Source organism: Tsukamurella sp. NPDC003166 (assembly GCF_040611135.1).
GTDB lineage: Bacteria > Actinomycetota > Actinomycetes > Mycobacteriales > Mycobacteriaceae > Tsukamurella.
In genome coordinates this window covers 1-16,337 of the sequence record NZ_JBEXNL010000023.1, presented here as the reverse complement: position 1 = coordinate 16,337, position 16,337 = coordinate 1, and the positions used below count along the sequence as shown (strand labels likewise).

Below are 16,337 nucleotides of genomic sequence, written 5' to 3'. Positions count from 1 at the left end.
GATTAGCGGCGCTCCCGTTGCGGTGTCGAATAGCCGGAACCGCATGTATCAGCGCGCTGCGGCGGCCTCCGCCTCGGCCTGGGCGGCGGCGACGGCCTCCTCGGAGATGGCGCCGAACTGCGCGCCCATCGCGGCGGAGAGCGCCTGCGCGGCGGACAGCGGCCGGACCATCACCATGAAGTCGTCGATCTTGCCGTCGGCGTCGACGTGGATGAAGTCGCAGCCCGTCACCTTCTTGCCGTCCACGAGCGCCTCGAAGATCAGGGCGTGATCGTCGCCGTCGTTGATCTCGCGCAGGTAGTGGAAGTCCTCGAAGACGCGCAGCACGCCGCGCAGAATGGCCGCCGTGATGTGGCGGCCCTGATAGGGCTTGAAGGCGACGGGGCTGGTGAAGGTCACGTCGTCGGCGAGCAGGCCGTCGAAGGCCTCGCCGTCACGAGCCTCGACGGCGGCACGGAACTCACGCATGCTGACTCCTTAGTGAACTAGTTGAGTAGGTGTCGCCAGCATACTCAACTAGTTGACTAATATGGAAGGCATGGCGCTGCGGCACGCGATCGAATCCACTCTCCTCGTGATGGGCGAGGCCTCGGGGTACGACCTGTCCAAGGAGTTCGACGGTGCCCGCGCCACCTTCTGGGTGGCCACGCCGCAGCAGCTCTACCGCGAGCTCGACCGGATGGAGGCCGACGGGGTGATCCTCGCGCGGACCGTCGAGCAGGCGAAACGGCCGAACAAGCGGGTCTTCCGGCTCACCGACGCCGGCTGCGCGGAGCTGTCTGCGTTCACGCGGACCGCGCCGCGTGCGGTCGCGATCCGGGACGAGCTGATGGTCATGGTGCAGGCGGTCGAGGTCGGGGATCCGGCCGCGGTGTGCGATGCCGTGCGCGCCTTCCGCGACGCCGCGTCCGCGAAGCTCGCGTACTACGAGCGGCTCGAGCGCACCTGGCTGGGCGACCGCAGTCGGGAGGAGCTGCTCGCCGAGCGGCATCTCGGCGGGCCGTACCTCACGCTGCTGCGGGGGCTGCGGTTCGAGCGGGAGAACATCGACTGGGCGGAGCTGGCACTGCCGGTGCTCGAGGCGCGAGGCTAGCGGCCTGCTTCTTCGGCCTCCTTGACGATCCGCCCGAACTGCGCGCCCATCGCCTCATTGAGCGCCTGTACGCCGGACAGCGGCCGGACCATGACCGTGAAGTCGTCGATCCGGCCGTCGTCGTCGAGGTGCAGGATGTCGCAGCCGTGCACCGCTCTCCCCTTCATCGTGGTCGTGAAGACGAGGGTGTGGTCCCGTCCGTCCGCGCTGCTGATGACGCGCTCGTAGCGGAAGTCGGGACCCATCACCCGGCGTGCGGCGCGCAGGATCGCGGCCACGATCGGCTTGCCCTCGTACGGGGTGATCGCGACGGGGCTGTGGAAGACCACGCCATCGGCGAGCAGGCGCTCGACCGCCTCGTCGTCCTTGGCCTCGACCGCGTCGCGGAACTCCTGCATGGCGCGAGGCTACTACCGCACGACGTGCGGCATCAGTGCGTCGGGCGGGATCACGCCGAACTTCCCGGCGTTGTAGTCCTCGAGCGCCTGCATCAGCTCGGCCTTGGTGTTCATCACGAACGGGCCGTACTGCGCGACGGGTTCCCGGATCGGCCGACCGCCGAGGATCAGGACCTCCATCGCCGGGCGGTTCGAGTCCTGCGACTCGTCCGCCGCGACGGTGATCCGGTCGCCGGGGCCGAGCTGCGCCAGCTGGCCCTGGTGGATCAGGTGCCCCACGGGGCCGACGGTGCCGCGCCCGCTCAGCACGTAGACCAGCGCGTTGTAGTCGCGGTTCCACGGCAGCGAGGCCTCGGCGCCGGGAGCGACGGTCGCGTGCACGAAGTTGATCGGCGTGCGGGTGGAGCCGGGGCCGGTGTTCCCGTCGACCTCGCCCGCGACGATGCGAATCAGCGCCCCGCCGTCCGGGGTGGTCACGAGGGTGGTCTGGCCGCCCTCGAGGTTCTGGTAGGCGGGCGTCGTGAACTTCTCGCTCGCGGGCAGGTTCACCCACAGCTGGATGCCGTGGAAGGTGCCGCCGGACTCGACGAGCTCCGCGGGCGGGGTCTCGATGTGCAGGATGCCGGATCCTGCGGTCATCCACTGCGTGGCGCCGTCCTGGATGAGTCCGCCGCCGCCGTGGCTGTCCTGGTGCTGGAACAGGCCGTCGATCATGTAGGTCACGGTCTCGAAGCCGCGGTGCGGGTGCCAGTTGGTGCCCTTGGGCTCGCCGGGCTCGTACTCGACCTCGCCCATCTGGTCCATGTGGATGAACGGGTCCAGGTCGCGCGGGTGGACGCCGGCGAAAGCGCGGACGACGGGGAAGCCCTCGCCCTCGTGGCCGCGGGGGCCGGTGGTGATCTTCCGGACGGGTCGTTCGGTCTCCGACGGTGCCGCCGCGGCGATGCGCGGCAGGGTCAGGGTGTCTGCGGTGACGGCGGGCATGTCGTCCTCCTCGGGGAGTGGCTGGTGAAGCTGACACTACCATTAACCGGACTGAGGTCCGATTACTTCCCGAGGTGTCTGCACACTTCCTGTCGGAGGAACCTCCGGCGGCCGCTCGGCGTCGCGTGGGAGGGGAGGCGGCCTTCGCGGGCCCACCGGTTGACGGTCTTCCTGCTGACCGTGAAGATCTCGGCGACTTCGGTGCTGCTGATCCAGTCGGAGTCGTCGCGCGCAGACGGTTCTGGCGGAGGTTCGGCGGCTGACGTGGAGGGTGGGGTCGGTTTCCTGATGTGGATTGGCGGATCGTCGAAGACCGGCGGAAGGCGGGCGGAGAACTCCGATGACCTCAGCGTGAGATCGGTCATGTGCGTCACGACCGCACCGCAGTACGTGCCGATTTCGACGGCGGCCCGCCAGGAAATGCTCGAGTGGTATTCGAATCCGACGATGCGTGCCGCGAGGTATGCCATGTCGTTATCCTTGAGATCGGTGCCACCGACCCGCCGGGTGGCTGTCGATTCGATGTCGATGTTGCGCACTACCAGAGTGGGAAAAGACAGCCGAATCGCATCCACCGCGATCAGTGACGCCTCCTGGAGAAGGAGGTGGAGATCGACCGCTTGTCGCGCGAGATGGGGCGGGCAGGGGGCTTGTTGCGTCGATTCGACGGGCCGGAATCGCTGGACGGACCAGTCGTGGTCGTCCGGTGTGCAGCGTTCGGGACGCATACCTCTCCTCGGCTTCGGGATGTGCGGACGATGCGGACTGCGGTGGTACCGAGACGGTTCTGCCGCAGGCCGCTCCGCACGTCCTAGGCGAGGCGGACGATCTCCCCGTAGGTCGTGGTGATCTCGTCGAAGGTTGCGGTCGAGATGACAGTGGTCACGTACGGGATCGCATCCACGACGCCCGCGCACTTCTCGGCGCCGATCTTGATGTTCGAGTACCGAATCCCGCCACTGCTACCGGTTTTCGGGTTCGGCACGGTCTTTTCGCCCATGATCGCGGCCTGGACGGTGCCGGGGGAGAGCTTGAAGGTCTGCTCCTGACTGGCACCGAGTTCGACGCCCGGGATGATGCCGGTCACGCCGCCGCCGGCGACACCGCCGGCGGCGCCGAGGGCGCCCGCCGGAATCGGGCCGCCGAGCCCGCCCGCTCCGCCGACTCCGGCGCCGGCGCCCGCGCCGACGTAGTTCGGGAACTGGACCGAACCCTTCTGATTGGTTCCGATTGCCGTCGAGAATTGGTCGAAATGGACCTGGCAGCCCACCATGTAGCCGGTCTTGACCGAGATCGCGGATATCTCCTTCGCGGATCCCAAGCTGTCGACGTGGAACTCGGCGTCGCCGCCGACGACCGCCTGGGTCGCGAGCGGCGTGACGGCCTGCGACGGGATGAGCCGGGCATTCAGGCCGTACAGCGAAAGCTTGATCTTCGCGCCTTGTTTGGTGGTGATGTTCTGGAATCCGCCGCGCACGGTACCCGACGGGGTTTGGGGCGTGACCTGAGCGCCGGCGATGGGAGTGGAGATAGCGGCGACGGCGGCGAATGCGCTGATTACGCCGAGAATTCGATTCCGTTGTGCCCGGAGAGTACGCACCTGATCTTCAGCCTTCCCTGAGAGTTTCTATACCTAACGACCATATCACTGAGAATTGCCATAGGTAATTCAAGAGTTATTGATTTGAATCACAGGTTCCGGCGCGTCAAACGAGTCATCGGAGCCCGGTAGTGTCGCTTTCGTGACTCGATCAGTGGGCTTGGCCGTCTCCTCCGACGGCACGGAGATCTTCTACGCCGATCACGCGGACGGTGCGGACCCGGCGAAGCCGACCTTCCTGCTGATCCACGGCTGGTCGGCCAGCTCGGACTCGTGGGGCGCGGCCTTCATCGGCGCGCTGACCGCTGCCGGGCACCGCGTGGTCGCCGTGGACAACCGCGGCCACGGACGCAGCTCGGTCCCGGACTCCGAGCACCCCTACTCCACGGAGCGCTTCGCCGACGATCTCGCCGTGGTCCGCCGCGACCTCGGTCTCGACGCGATCATCCCCGTCGGTTGGTCGTACGGCGGCCTGATCATCGCCGACCACCTCGCGACCCACGGCACGGACGGAGTGGACGCCGTCGGCCTCGTCGGCGCGATCACCTCGATCGGCGGCTCGACGGAGACCGGGCCGTTCCCGGGCGGCGTCACCGGCGCGTCGATGAACGCCGCACTCCCGGCCGCCCTGTCCGCGCACGCGGGCAAGGCCATCACCGCGCTGGGCAGGCTGCGGATGCTGCCGCACGGCTTCGACCAGGATGCACTGGGCCCCGTCGCCCAGCAGCAGTTCGGCATCGCCCTCGCCACACCCCCGGCCGTGCGCGGCGGGCTGTTCCGGCGCACCGTCGACCACGATGCGGACCTGGCGTCCTGGACCTTCCCCGTCCTGATCCAGCACGGCCGCGACGACGAGGTGGTGGCACCGTCGACCGCGGAGCATCACGCGAAGATCCTGCCGAACGCGACCCTGTCCTGGTGGGACGGCGGCGGGCACGCCCCGTTCGTGGTGGACCCGGCCCGCAGTGCCCGCGAGCTCCTCGAACTGGCGCGTTGATCGGGCGGGGTTAAGCTGGACGGCGTGCCTACTGGTAAGTCCGCGGCAGCCGCCACGCCGCGCCGGATCGCGGTGCTGTCGGTGCACACGTCACCGCTGGCCCAGCCCGGCACGGGCGACGCCGGCGGGATGAACGTCTACATCTGGCAGACCTCCCTCGAGCTCGCGAAACGCGGCATCGAGGTGGAGATCTTCACGCGTGCCACGGCGTCGACGGACCAGCCGATCGTCGAGGCGGCGCCGGGCATCCGGGTGCGCAACATCGTCGCCGGGCCCTTCGAGGGCCTCGAGAAGACGGACCTGCCCGCGCAGCTGTGCGCCTTCGCCGCGGGGGTGCAGCGCGCCGAGGCCCGCGAGGAGCCCGGCTACTTCGACCTCATCCACTCGCACTACTGGCTCTCCGGCCAGGTGGGCTGGTTGGCCCGCGACCGCTGGGGCGTGCCGCTGGTACACACCGCCCACACTCTGGCGGCGGTGAAGAACAACGCCCTCGCGATCGGCGACACCGCGGAGCCGCAGGCCCGCATCATCGGCGAGCAGCAGGTGTCCGACGAGGCGGACCGGTTGATCGTCAACACCGAGGTCGAGGCCGGCCAGCTCGCCGTGATCCACGACGTGCCGCAGAGTCGCATCGACGTGGTCTACCCGGGCGCCGACCTGAACACCTATACGCCCGGCGACGGCACCGCTGCTCGCCGCGAGCTGGGCATCGCCGACGACGAGATCGTGCTCGCCTTCGTCGGCCGCATCCAGCCGCACAAGGCCCCCGACCTGCTGCTCCGCGCCGCCGCCCCGCTCATCCACGCGCACCCCGAGCGCCGGATCCGCGTGCTGGTGGTGGGCGGACCGTCGGGCACGGGTCTGGAGCGGCCCGACGCCCTGATCGCCCTGGCCCGCGAGCTGGGCATCGAGGACGCCGTGACCTTCGGCCCGCCCCGCCCGCCCGCCGGGCTGGCCGAGGTCTACCGCGCATCCGACGTGGTCGTCGTCCCCAGCTACTCCGAGTCCTTCGGGCTGGTCGCCGTCGAGGCGCAGGCGTGCGGCACGCCCGTCGTGGCCGCGCGGGTGGGCGGGCTCCCGGTCGCCGTCGCCGACGGTGTCTCGGGTCGCCTCGTGGACGGTCACGAGCCGCAGGTCTGGACCGCCGTGCTCGACGAGCTCACCGCGGATCCGGCACTGCGGCAGAGGCTTTCCGACGGTGCCGCCGCCCACGCCCGGCAGTTCTCCTGGGCGCGCACGGCCGACGGGCTGCTGGAGAGTTACGGCAAGGCGATCGATGCGCGGCGCGCTGCGGCGCAGACGGTGCGCCGCAGGCGGCGCAGGGCAGGAGTGCGGGTATGACGATGACGCCGGAGCAGGTCGAGGCGGCTCTCGACGAACGCGAGCTCGACTTCGCCCGCCGCGAGGCGTCCGGCAGCGACCTGGCGCACTTCGTGATCGAGCTGCCCGGGATCAAGAAGCTCAAGACCACGACGCTGCTCACGCTGGGCAAGCACGGCGCGCGGGTGGAGGCCTTCGTGTGCCGGCACGTCGATGAGAACTTCGAGGGCGTGTACCGCTATCTGCTGCAACGGAATAGGCGTCTGTACGGGGTCTCCTACACGCTGGACAACGCGGGCGACATCTACCTGACCGGCCGGTTCGCCGAGGTCACCGAGGACGAGCTCGACCGTGTCCTCGGTCAGGTCCTCGAGGCCGCCGACGGTGACTTCAACACCCTGCTCGAGCTGGGCTTCTCCACAGCGATCCGCCGCGAGTTCGACTGGCGACGCTCCCGCGGCGAACCGATGTGGAATCTCAAGCCTTTCGAGCACATGCTTCCAGGGTTTCCGGAGTTCGAGCCGAATCCGTTGCCGGAGCGGAAGCCTCGGACGTAGCGGCCCGCGGGATCGCCAGCGCGACCGCCGCCGCGACGGCGGCAACGGCCCCGGCGATGACGAACGTGCTGGTGAACGCCGATTCGGCGGGCAGCTCCACCGCGTGCGGAGTTCCCGCGCCCAGAGTGACGGTGGTGCGGGTCAGCACCGTCGCCATCACGGCGGAGGCGACCGCCGTGCCCATCGAGCGCATGAGCGAGTTCAGGCCGTTCGCGGCGGCCGATTCGGTCTCCGGAACGTTGTTCATGATCAGTGCGGGCATCGCCGAATAGGCCACGCCCACACCGCCGAACACGATCATCGAGCCGAGTGAGAGCTTCCACGTCGCGTCGGTCAGTCCGAGCAGCGCGAAGTAGCCGAGGGCCGACATCGCGGCGCCGATCGCGAGCGTGCGCCGCGCCCCGATCCGCTGGGTGAGCAGAGCGGATACGGGGGAGAGCGCCATCATCACCAGGCCGCCCGGCACCATCCACAGGCCCGCGTTGAGCATCGTCAGTCCCAGCCCGTAACCCGTGGCGCCGGGGATTTGGAGCAGCTGCGGCATGGTGAGCATGAGCGAGAACATCGCGAAGCCCACCATGATCGAGGCGAGGTTGGTCAGCAGGATCGGACGTCGCGCCGAGATCCGCAGGTCCACCAGGGATTCGCGCGTGCGCAGCTCCCACCATCCCCACGCGACGAGTACCGCGACGCCGAAGACCGCGCAGCCGATCGTCGCCGCCGAGGTCCAGCCCCAGCTCTGCCCCTTGGTGATCGACAGCAGCACGGAGACCAGGCCGGCGCTGAGGCCCAGCGTTCCGATCACGTCGAACTTCCCGGGCTGCGGGTTCGGCGACTCCGGGACCACGACGTACACCAGGCCCAGGGTGATCACGCCGAGTGCGAGCGAGAACCAGAACAGCGTGTGGTAGTCGAAGTGTTCGGAGATGTAGGCGCCGAACGGGATTCCGATGGCGCCGCCGACGCCGAGCATCGCCGACATGAGGGCGACCGCGCCGGGGATCTTGCGGGCGTGCAGCTCGTCGCGCATCAGCGAGATGCCCACGGGAACCAGGCCCATGGCGAAGCCCTGGAACGAGCGGCCGACGACGGTGAGCAGCAGGTCGTGCGAGAGCGCGCAGATCAGCGACCCCGCGATCAGGCTGAGCAGGCTGGTGAGCAGGATCAGGCGCTTGCCGTACATGTCGCCGAGGCGCCCGGCGATGGGCATCGCGACCGACGAGGCCAGCAGCGTGGACGTGATGACCCACGACGCGTTGTCGGAGGTCGTGTTCAACAGGTGCGGCAGCCGGCCGACGAGCGGCACTACCAGGGATTGCATGAGGGAGGCGAGGAGGCCGCCAAGGCAGAGGACGGCGATGAGGACGCCGTCCGACGGGGCCCCGGCGCGGGTCCTGCGGAGCATGTCTGTCATGCCGCACGACGCTAGTTGCATAATGCAACTCAAGCAACCGGTTGCGGCGAGCGTCACGTCGGCCCGGGTGGGTGTGATCTGCACTAACGTGGAATCGTGAACTATCCGGGATCCGGGCGGATCGCCCAGGAGTACAGCTCGATGTCGTGTCGCAGGCGTCCGCGCCGGTGAGCCCGGCCGCGCGGATCCGGCTCGGTCTGGGGCTGCTCCTCGCCGTGATCGCGGTCCCGATCGTCCTGATTCTCACGCTCACCCTGCCGCAGTTCCGCCTCGACGCGCACGTCGTCCCGCTCGACGGTGCGCCGCACACCGTCGAGCTCCCGTCCGGCACCGAGTACGCGGTCCTGGCCGCGACGCGGGTCAAGGAGGGCGCGCCGTCGTGCCTGTTGACCGGACTCGACGGTGCCCCGGTCCCGCTGCGCGAGGTGTCCGGCGCCGTCACCGTCGAGAACCGGATGGTGCTGCGCACCTTCGACACCGGCGGCGGTCGGATCACTGCGACGTGTACGCCCGCACCCGGCTACTCCGAGGTCGTGCTCGGCAAGCGGCCGGACATGCCGCGCCTACTCGGCGGGATCTTCGGCGCCTTCGGCTTCGCGCTGCTGGCCGGCGCGCCCGCTGTGGTGCTGCTCATCGCCGGCCTCGCGCGGTGTCGCCGCCCTCCGCGAATTTGGTTATGACCAGTTTGGCTGAACTGCGGGTACTCCGCGCCCGCGCGCTCTAGGATGGCCGCATGGAAATCGTGATCCGCCCGACCCCCGCCGACGTTGCCGTCACCGCCGCCGACATCGTGGCCGATCACGTGCAGCGTGGTCCGGCCGTGCTCGGGCTGGCCACCGGTTCCACGCCGCTCGCCAGCTATCAGGAGCTCATCCGTCGCCACAACGAGGACGGGCTGAGCTTCAAGGACTGCGTGTCCTTCAATCTCGACGAGTACGTCGGGCTGCCGAAGGGGCATCCTGAGAGCTACCGCGAGGTGATCCGCAAGGAGTTCACCTCGCACGTCGACATCCCGGACGCCAAGGTCGAGGGGCCGGACGGCACCGCGGCGGACATCGCCGCCGAGGCGAAGCGTTACGAGGACGCGATCAAGGCCGCCGGCGGCGTCGACGTGCAGCTGCTGGGCATCGGCACCGACGGCCACATCGGCTTCAACGAGCCCGTCTCCTCGCTCGCCTCGCGCACCCGCATCAAGACGCTGACCACGCAGACCCGCGAGGACAATGCGCGGTTCTTCGCGTCCATCGACGAGGTGCCCATCCACGTGCTGACCCAGGGGCTCGGCACCATCTCCGAGGCGGAGCACCTGCTGCTGCTGGCCACCGGCGAGGGCAAGGCCGAGGCGATCGCCGCCACCGTCGAGGGGCCCGTCGCCGCGATCAACCCCGCGTCCGTGCTCCAGTTCCACCCGCACGTCACCGTCGTCATCGACGAGGCCGCCGCGTCGAAGTTGCGGCTGAAGGACTACTACGTGCACGTGCTGGCCAACAAGCCGGCGAATCAGCCCTTCTAGGAGTTCCAGGGCCCCTCGGGGCCGAAGAGGCCCGTCATCAGCGCCGCGAGGCTCGCGGCGAACTCGTCGGCGGTGGCGGGCGCCGCGTCCAGTTCGGCGCTCGCGCGCAGGTTCGGCACCGCGTCGGGCGGCATCGTGCCGACGATCTCGTCCATGCGCTCGTGGGTGAGCGGCGTCCCCTCCGCGCGCTGGCGCAGGTGCGATAGGACGCTTCCGAGCGTGAGGCTCCACAGTGCGCGGTAGGCGGCGAGCGCGGTCCCCCGGTCGCCGGTGAGTCGGTACGCCGCGCCCATCACGGCGTCGGTGAGCAGCAGTGCGCCGCGGCCGATCCGTTGCGGTCGGATGAGTGCCTCGGGCACCCACGGGTGCGCGGTGAGCGAATCGTAGAGCGTGGTCATCGCGAGATCGATGCACGCTCGTGGCTCGTCGGGGAAGTCGATCGCCGCGAAGGGTTCCGCGATCGCGTCGAGCGCGAGCGCGAGGAGCGTCTCCCTGTCGTCCACGTGTCGGTAGAGCGCCATCGTGGTCACTCCGAGATCCGCAGCGAGCGCCTTCATCGTCAGGCCGTCCGTGCCCTGCTCGTCGAGCACCTCGAGCGCGCGGCCGACGATCCGTTCCCGGGTGATGCTGGGTGGTCGGCCGCGGCGCGGCGTGATCTGGCGCATCTCCTCATTGTGGCGGAACGGTCTTGTGTCCGTGCGTGAGTGAGGCTACCCTACATAATTATGTTACTAGATACACAAAAACCTCCGATCCGCGCGGCACTGCTGTTGGCCGGGCTCTCCCAGTTCCTCGTCGCCCTCGACGCCTCCGTCACCAACGTCGCGCTTCGGGCCATCCGTGACGACGTCGACTTCTCACCGCAGGGCCTGTCGTGGGTGGTCAACGCGTACGCGGTGGTGTTCGGCGGGCTCCTGTTGCTCGCCGGGCGGCTGTCCGACAGGTTCGGCCCGCGAGCTCTGCTCCGCTTCGGCTTCACACTGTTCGGCGTCGCCTCCCTGTGCGCATATCTGTGCCACGAGCCGTGGCAGGTGATCGCCGTGCGCGTGCTCCAGGGCGTCGGCGCCGCCGCGATCGCGCCGGCCGCGATCACCTCGGTGGCCCTGACCTTCCGCGAACCGGCGCAGCGAGCCAGGGGATTCGCCGCGATCGCTATCGGTGCCGCCGTCGGCGGTGCGGTCGGTGTGGTCCTATCCGGCGTGCTCACCGACGCCTTCGGCTGGCCTACCGTCATCGCCTGCGGTGCGGTGGTCGCCGTGCTCGGCCTCGTGTTCACCTACGCCGCGCCGGGGCCGGTCGAGGGGGCCGACCGTCGGACGGACTGGGCCGGAGGGGTGCTCGCGACCGCGGGGCTGACCGTTCTGGCGTACGGGATCGTCGCGGCCACCGACAACGGCTGGGGCAGCGTCCGCACGGTGGGCTGGTTCGCCGTCGCCCTGGTCCTGCTCGGCGCCTTCGTCGCGGTCGAGCGCCGAACGACGGTGCCGCTGGTCGACTTCCGGCTACTCGGGCGACGCGAGGTCCTGGTCCCGTGCCTGGTGCTCGCCGTCGTGGTAGCCGGACAGTTCGGTGCCTTCTACTTCGTCTCGCTGTATCTCCAGATGGGCCTTGGCTATTCGGCGACGAAGACCGGACTGATGTTCCTGCCCTTCTGTTTCGGCATCGTGGTCGCGGTCCGGGTCGCGACCGGGCTCGTGCCGAAGATCGGCGCCCGTCGCGTCGTGCTGATCGGGACGGCGCTCGCGACGGTCGGCTTCCTGCTCTTCGCGCCGCTCCCCGCCGACGGCGGTTTCGTCCGCGCGGTGCTCATCCCGTCGCTGGTGACCTCGGTGGGCATCGGCATGGTCTTCCTGCCCCTGCCGAACATCGCGACCTCGGCGGTCGCCCCGTCGGCCGCGGGGATGGTATCCGGAGTGCTCAACACCTTCCGGCAGGTGGGCGGGGCGCTCGGCCTCGCGATCCTCGTGACGGTCGCGGCCGCGCTGAACGACGGTGCCGCCGTCCTCCCCGGGTATCGCGGAGCCCTGCTCGTCAGCGCCGGCCTCGTCGCGATCGCCCTCGTCCTCGCCCTGCTCCTCCCCGCCGAGCAGAAGAAGGTCGCTCGTTAGGATGGCGTAGTGAATGCGCGGCAACTCGGTTTCGGGGCACTCGCCGGACTCGCGGCGGCGATGGGGCTGGGGCGATTCGTCTACACGCCGATCCTGCCGCTCATGCAGGAGCAGACCGGCATGTCGCCCGGATCCACCGCGGTGGTCGCCACGTTCAACTATCTCGGTTACTTCCTCGGGGCCCTGGCGCTGGCTCTCTGGCCGAGGCTGGCCCGGAGTCGGATGCTGCTGCGCGCCTCGTTGGTCGCCCTCGTCGCGAGCGAGGTCGCGATGGTGCTCGCCGTGAACGTGCCACTGTGGTCCGCCGTGCGGCTGATCGCCGGCCTCGCCAGCGCCGTCGTCTTCGTCTACTGCGCCGGCGCGGTCGCCGGGACCGCCGCCGCAGGCGTCGCGTTCTGCGGTGTGGGGGTGGGGATCGCGGTATCCGGGCTGCTCGTCGTCGGGCTGGGCGAGGTGGTCGGCTGGCGCGCGCTGTGGTGGGTGTCCGCAGTGGCCACGACCCTGTTCGGGCTGTTCGCGTGGCGGCTTCCGCCGGGAGGGCGGGGCACCGTCGGGCGGCCCGACGGTGCCTCCCCGCCCCGGCCCGGCATCGCCGGCTGGGCGCTCGGGATCAGCTACTTCCTCGAGGGCCTCGGGTACATCGTGCTGGGCACCTTCCTCGTGGCCGCGGTCGCGGTCGGCGGGGAGCGGTGGGAGGGCCCGGCGGCGTGGGTGATCGTCGGCCTCGCGGCCGCGGTGTCGCCGCTGATCTGGGCGAGGCTACGGCGCTACCGTTCGGCGGAGACGCTGCTGGTGCTCGCGCTCCTGCTGCAGGTGGTCTCCGCGGTACTACCCGCCCTGGTCCGCGGGCCCGCCGCGGCCGCGGTCTCGGCGGTGCTGTTCGGCGGCACGTTCATCGGCGCCGTGATGCTGTCGATGGAGGCGGGAGCCCGGATCGGCATCCCACGCTCCGCCGCCGTCCTCACCGCCGGGTACGGGATCGGCCAGATCGTGGGGCCGCTGGTGGTGGCGCCGATGCTCGGCGACGGCTACGACGCAGCCTTCCTCACCGCCGGCGGGGTATTGGTCGCGTCCGCCGTGCTGGCCGGCGTGGCGCGGTGGGCGGCACCGTCGGGGCTGCGGGTCGATCGGGTGGGTTCCTAGCGCTGGAAGAGCGTGCGCTGCGGGTAGCGCTCGCCCACCGCGGAGAGAGCGGTGAGTTCCGCCACTTGACCGTCGGTCAGCGTCACCGCGGCGGCGCCGAGGTTGTCCCCGAGGTGCTTACGGCGGGTCGTGCCGGGGATCGGCACGATGTCGTCGCCCTGCGCCAACACCCAGGCGAGTGCGACCTGCGCGGCGGTCACCGGCGCACCGTCGGCCCCGGCCCCGGAGGCGGTGAGGTCGGCGGCGATGGCGTCGATCCGGTCCACGAGCCGCAGGTTCGCCTCGAGGTTCTCGCCCTGCCAGCGCGGAATGGAATGCCGGAAGTCGCTCCCGCTCAGTGCCTTCGCCACCTCGGCGCGGTCGGCGGTGAGGAGGCCGCGGCCCAGCGGGCTGAAGGGCACCAGGCCTGCGCCCACCTCGCGGGCCGCCTGCAGCGGACCGTCCTCCACATCCCGGGTGAAGATCGAGTACTCGGACTGGAGCGCGGCGATCGGGTGCACCGCGGCGGCCTTGCGGATGTCCTCGGCGGAGGCCTCCGACAGGCCCAGCGCGCGGACCTTCCCGGCCGCGACCTGCTCGGCCATCGCGCCCACGGTCTCCTCCACCGGGACCTGCGGGTCGACGCGGTGCAGGTAATAGAGGTCGATCACGTCGATCCCGAGGCGGCGCAGGGAGTCGTCCACGCAGCCGGCTACGCGCTCGGGGCGGCCGTCGAGGCCGATCGGCTTGGCGTTCTCGTCGTTGACGAAGCCGAACTTCGTGGCGAGCACGACCTCGTCGCGATGCGCTTGGATGAAGGGCCCGAGGAACTCCTCGTTGGCGCCGTTGCCGTACATGTCGGCGGTGTCGTAGAGGGTCACGCCCGCGGCCAGGGCCGCCTCGAGCGTGGCACGCGACTCGACGGGGTCGGCCGAGCCGTAGGCGTGGCTCATGCCCATGCAGCCGAGGCCGAGCGCCGAGACCTGCAGGGTGCCGAGGGGGTGTGTGGGGAGCATGTCAATCCTCCTGGGAATCTTGGGGTTCGAAGGCGTCGGCAGCCTCGGCGACACATGTCCCGAGGGCGCCGCCGTAGGTGGCGATCTTGTAGTCGATGACCGCGAGCGAGTACTGCAGCTCCTCGATCTGCGCGACGGTGCGGGCGCGGTGCGCCGTGAGCAGGGCCAGGCGGGCGGGTACGGTCGCGTCGCCACCGTCGACGAGATGCACGTACTCCGTGATGTCGGCGATCGGCATGCCCGACAGGCGCAGTCGCGTCAGGAAGATGACCCGGGCGATCGCCTCGGGGCCGTACCGGCGGTGCCCGGCGCCGTCTCGGTCGACGGTGACCAGCCCGATCCGTTCGTAGTACCGGAGCGTGTGGGCCGAGACGCCCACCAGCTCCGCCAGTTCGGCGACGGTGAGCGGCCCCTCCTGCGCCGGCCCGGCAAGGATCGCCGCGGTGTTGGGCAGCGGCCCGCGCGAACCGACGATGGCTGCGAGTTCATCCGTGTGTGCGACCACGTGAGCAACGCTAAGCCTTCGAGTGCGCTCGAAGTCAACACCGTTTCGCAGGTGCCCTGATCCGTCGGCACTGCGTCAGTCGCGCCCGGGCGTCCACGGCTGGACAAAGCCCAGGTCGCCCATGCCCTCGGCGGCGGCGATGAGCGGGTATCCGGTGGCGCCGTCGATCTCCTCTCGGAGGATATCGGCGTGGCCGGCGTGGCGGGCCACCTCCTCGATGACGTGGAGCAGGATCCAGCGCACCGTCCACCCCTCGAAGCCGTCCGGAAACCACGGGGCGGGGCGCACGGGCGCGACGGCGTCGAGATCGGCCCGATCCGCGACGGCGCGGATACGCGCGGCCGCAGCGTCGTAGCGGGCGAGCAGGTCTTCGAGAGTCTCGTCGTCGCCGACGCGGAAGTCTTCCCCCTCGGCCATCGCGTCGAGCCGCGGGTCGCTGAACAGCTCGGGTGCGGCCTCGGCCCGCGCGGACCAGGCGTCGACGGTGAGCGTGACGTGTTTGAGCAGCCCGCCTACGGTGAGCGAGCTCCGGGCGGGGGAGAGGCGGATCTGCGCCTCCGTCATGCCGAACGTGGTGTGCCGCAGGCCGTCGAGCTGTTGGGCGAGGAAGCCGCGGATCCCGGCACGCTCGGAATCGGCCGGTGGTGCGTAGAAGGGCATGCGGACTCCTGAAGGGTGATCGACGATGTGCGGTCTCCATGGAACCGCGTCGCACTGACATGTGGGCGCTCGCCGTAGCGCGACTAGCAAAATATTTCGATGTGATTCGTGTGATCGAAAACTTGTCAGTGGGTCCGGGTAGCGTCCTGGTATGGACGAAAGTATTGCAGTAAAGGATGATCCGCCTCCTGATGCAGCTTCGGGTGGGGATGTGGTGGATCGGTTGCGTTCGAGTGAGGTCCGGCGGTGCCGGTTGGCGGTGGAGCAGTACGCGCTGGCGGCGGATCTGCTGCGGCAGCGGGTGTGTGAGCGGGTGGCGGCGGGGGTGCCGCAGGATCGGTGGCAGCAGGGCGTCGCCGCCGAGGTGGCGTTGGCGTTGCACATCTCCCCGAACACCGCCGGGCGGTTCGTCGCCAGGGCGGTGGAGTTGGAGCGGTGCATGCCGCACACCCGGGCCCGGCTCTACGACGGTGACCTGTCCCCGGAGGCGATCCCGACGCTGCTCGCGGGCCTGAGTCACGTGGACATCGCGGACCGGCAACGCGCCGACGAGGAGCTCTGCGCCGACCCCGCCACCCTGGCGGGGTTGGGGCTCAAGCAACTCGCGGGGAAGGTGCAGCAGGTCGCCTACCGCTTGGATGCACAGGCCACGGTGGATCGGATCGCGGCGGCGGAGAAGGACCGCACCGTCACCCTGCGGCCCCTGCCGGAGGGGATGGCCCGGTTGTCGCTGCTGTTGCCGATGGCCCAGGCCGTCGGCGCGTACGCCGCGCTCCGCAAGCACGCCGACACCCACGTCGGGCACGACCACGAGTTGCGGACCCGGCCGCAGCTCATGGCCGACACCGCCTTCGCCCGGTTGACCGGCCGGGATGCTGTGGAGGGGCAGCCGGTCACGGTCAACGTCACCGTCTCCGCGGAGGTACTCCTCGGCGACCGGCCCGGCACCGTGCACCTCGACGGTGGCGGCAGCATGCCGGCGGAGATCGCCCGCAATCTCATCGGCAGGGCCACCGCCAACGGTGTGGCATGGGTCAAACGCCTGTTCGT

Annotated in this window: 19 protein-coding genes; 9 read left to right on the top strand and 10 right to left on the bottom strand. The window is 70.0% G+C overall.

Annotated features, from left to right (window positions below; translation table 11 throughout):
• Nucleotides 1-48: 48 nt before the first annotated feature.
• Entirely contained in the window at nucleotides 49-468 is a 420-nt protein-coding gene (locus ABZX10_RS20255; RefSeq protein ID WP_355544165.1) for a nuclear transport factor 2 family protein, read from the bottom strand.
• A gap of 61 nt (nucleotides 469-529) precedes the next feature.
• Here ABZX10_RS20255 and ABZX10_RS20250 point away from each other — a divergent pair, with 61 nt between their 5' ends.
• Nucleotides 530-1,093 carry a PadR family transcriptional regulator gene (locus ABZX10_RS20250; protein WP_355544348.1) on the top strand — a complete coding sequence of 188 codons (564 nt, stop codon included), beginning with the start codon at nucleotides 530-532 and terminating at the stop codon, nucleotides 1,091-1,093.
• Here the strand turns inward: ABZX10_RS20250 and ABZX10_RS20245 are convergent.
• The 4 genes from ABZX10_RS20245 to ABZX10_RS20230 form a co-directional block, all read right to left on the bottom strand.
• The gene (locus ABZX10_RS20245) at nucleotides 1,090-1,491 is read right to left on the bottom strand and encodes a nuclear transport factor 2 family protein (RefSeq protein WP_355544162.1); all 402 of its coding nucleotides are present in this window, start codon (nucleotides 1,489-1,491) and stop codon (nucleotides 1,090-1,092) included. The genes ABZX10_RS20250 and ABZX10_RS20245 overlap by 4 nt on opposite strands.
• 12 nt (nucleotides 1,492-1,503) lie before the next feature.
• Entirely contained in the window at nucleotides 1,504-2,475 is a 972-nt protein-coding gene (locus ABZX10_RS20240; protein WP_355544159.1) for a pirin family protein, read from the bottom strand.
• 62 nt (nucleotides 2,476-2,537) lie between these two features.
• Nucleotides 2,538-3,203 (bottom strand): helix-turn-helix domain-containing protein, encoded by a 666-nt coding sequence (locus ABZX10_RS20235; protein WP_355544156.1) that lies wholly within the window; start codon nucleotides 3,201-3,203, stop codon nucleotides 2,538-2,540.
• An 83-nt stretch (nucleotides 3,204-3,286) separates the two neighbouring features.
• Nucleotides 3,287-4,075, bottom strand: coding sequence for an MspA family porin (locus tag ABZX10_RS20230; RefSeq protein ID WP_355544153.1), 789 nt, complete (start codon nucleotides 4,073-4,075; stop codon nucleotides 3,287-3,289).
• 142 nt (nucleotides 4,076-4,217) lie between these two features.
• On the opposite strand from ABZX10_RS20230, the gene ABZX10_RS20225 reads away from it, so the two are divergent.
• From ABZX10_RS20225 to ABZX10_RS20215, 3 genes are read left to right on the top strand one after another with little or no spacing between them, the layout of a single operon-like run.
• The gene (locus ABZX10_RS20225; RefSeq protein ID WP_355544150.1) at nucleotides 4,218-5,072 is read left to right on the top strand and encodes an alpha/beta hydrolase; all 855 of its coding nucleotides are present in this window, start codon (nucleotides 4,218-4,220) and stop codon (nucleotides 5,070-5,072) included.
• A gap of 24 nt (nucleotides 5,073-5,096) precedes the next feature.
• On the top strand, nucleotides 5,097-6,413 hold the full coding sequence (gene mshA / locus ABZX10_RS20220; protein ID WP_355544147.1) for a D-inositol-3-phosphate glycosyltransferase: 1,317 nt from the start codon (nucleotides 5,097-5,099) through the stop codon (nucleotides 6,411-6,413).
• Nucleotides 6,410-6,949, top strand: coding sequence for a YbjN domain-containing protein (locus ABZX10_RS20215; RefSeq protein ID WP_355544144.1), 540 nt, complete (start codon nucleotides 6,410-6,412; stop codon nucleotides 6,947-6,949). The genes mshA and ABZX10_RS20215 overlap by 4 nt, the downstream gene beginning before the upstream one ends.
• Here ABZX10_RS20215 and ABZX10_RS20210 read toward each other — a convergent pair.
• Nucleotides 6,870-8,363 (bottom strand): MFS transporter, encoded by a 1,494-nt coding sequence (locus ABZX10_RS20210; RefSeq protein ID WP_355544141.1) that lies wholly within the window; start codon nucleotides 8,361-8,363, stop codon nucleotides 6,870-6,872. The two genes, ABZX10_RS20215 and ABZX10_RS20210, sit on opposite strands and share 80 nt — an antisense overlap.
• Nucleotides 8,364-8,509: 146 nt before the next feature.
• On the opposite strand from ABZX10_RS20210, the gene ABZX10_RS20205 reads away from it, so the two are divergent.
• Nucleotides 8,510-9,043 carry a hypothetical protein gene (locus ABZX10_RS20205; protein WP_355544138.1) on the top strand — a complete coding sequence of 178 codons (534 nt, stop codon included), beginning with the start codon at nucleotides 8,510-8,512 and terminating at the stop codon, nucleotides 9,041-9,043.
• Between the two features lie 53 nt (nucleotides 9,044-9,096).
• Entirely contained in the window at nucleotides 9,097-9,876 is a 780-nt protein-coding gene (nagB, locus tag ABZX10_RS20200) for a glucosamine-6-phosphate deaminase (RefSeq protein WP_355544135.1), read from the top strand.
• Here the strand turns inward: nagB and ABZX10_RS20195 are convergent.
• Nucleotides 9,873-10,541: a TetR family transcriptional regulator gene (locus tag ABZX10_RS20195; protein WP_355544132.1), complete on the bottom strand. Its 669-nt coding sequence runs from the start codon at nucleotides 10,539-10,541 to the stop codon at nucleotides 9,873-9,875. The genes nagB and ABZX10_RS20195 overlap by 4 nt on opposite strands.
• A gap of 60 nt (nucleotides 10,542-10,601) precedes the next feature.
• Here ABZX10_RS20195 and ABZX10_RS20190 point away from each other — a divergent pair, with 60 nt between their 5' ends.
• Nucleotides 10,602-11,984, top strand: coding sequence for an MFS transporter (locus ABZX10_RS20190; protein ID WP_355544129.1), 1,383 nt, complete (start codon nucleotides 10,602-10,604; stop codon nucleotides 11,982-11,984).
• A 9-nt stretch (nucleotides 11,985-11,993) separates the two neighbouring features.
• On the top strand, nucleotides 11,994-13,127 hold the full coding sequence (locus ABZX10_RS20185; RefSeq protein ID WP_355544126.1) for a YbfB/YjiJ family MFS transporter: 1,134 nt from the start codon (nucleotides 11,994-11,996) through the stop codon (nucleotides 13,125-13,127).
• Here ABZX10_RS20185 and ABZX10_RS20180 read toward each other — a convergent pair.
• The 3 genes from ABZX10_RS20180 to ABZX10_RS20170 all read right to left on the bottom strand — a co-directional run bounded on the left by ABZX10_RS20180 (nucleotide 13,124) and on the right by ABZX10_RS20170 (nucleotide 15,287).
• On the bottom strand, nucleotides 13,124-14,122 hold the full coding sequence (locus ABZX10_RS20180) for an aldo/keto reductase (protein ID WP_355544123.1): 999 nt from the start codon (nucleotides 14,120-14,122) through the stop codon (nucleotides 13,124-13,126). The genes ABZX10_RS20185 and ABZX10_RS20180 overlap by 4 nt on opposite strands.
• 1 nt (nucleotide 14,123) lies before the next feature.
• Nucleotides 14,124-14,627 (bottom strand): MerR family transcriptional regulator, encoded by a 504-nt coding sequence (locus tag ABZX10_RS20175; RefSeq protein WP_355544120.1) that lies wholly within the window; start codon nucleotides 14,625-14,627, stop codon nucleotides 14,124-14,126.
• Nucleotides 14,628-14,702: 75 nt separating this feature from the next.
• Nucleotides 14,703-15,287: a DinB family protein gene (locus ABZX10_RS20170; protein WP_355544117.1), complete on the bottom strand. Its 585-nt coding sequence runs from the start codon at nucleotides 15,285-15,287 to the stop codon at nucleotides 14,703-14,705.
• A 223-nt stretch (nucleotides 15,288-15,510) separates the two neighbouring features.
• Here ABZX10_RS20170 and ABZX10_RS20165 point away from each other — a divergent pair.
• Nucleotides 15,511-16,337: DUF222 domain-containing protein (locus ABZX10_RS20165; RefSeq protein WP_355544114.1), on the top strand; the 827-nt coding region annotated here is incomplete at its 3' end.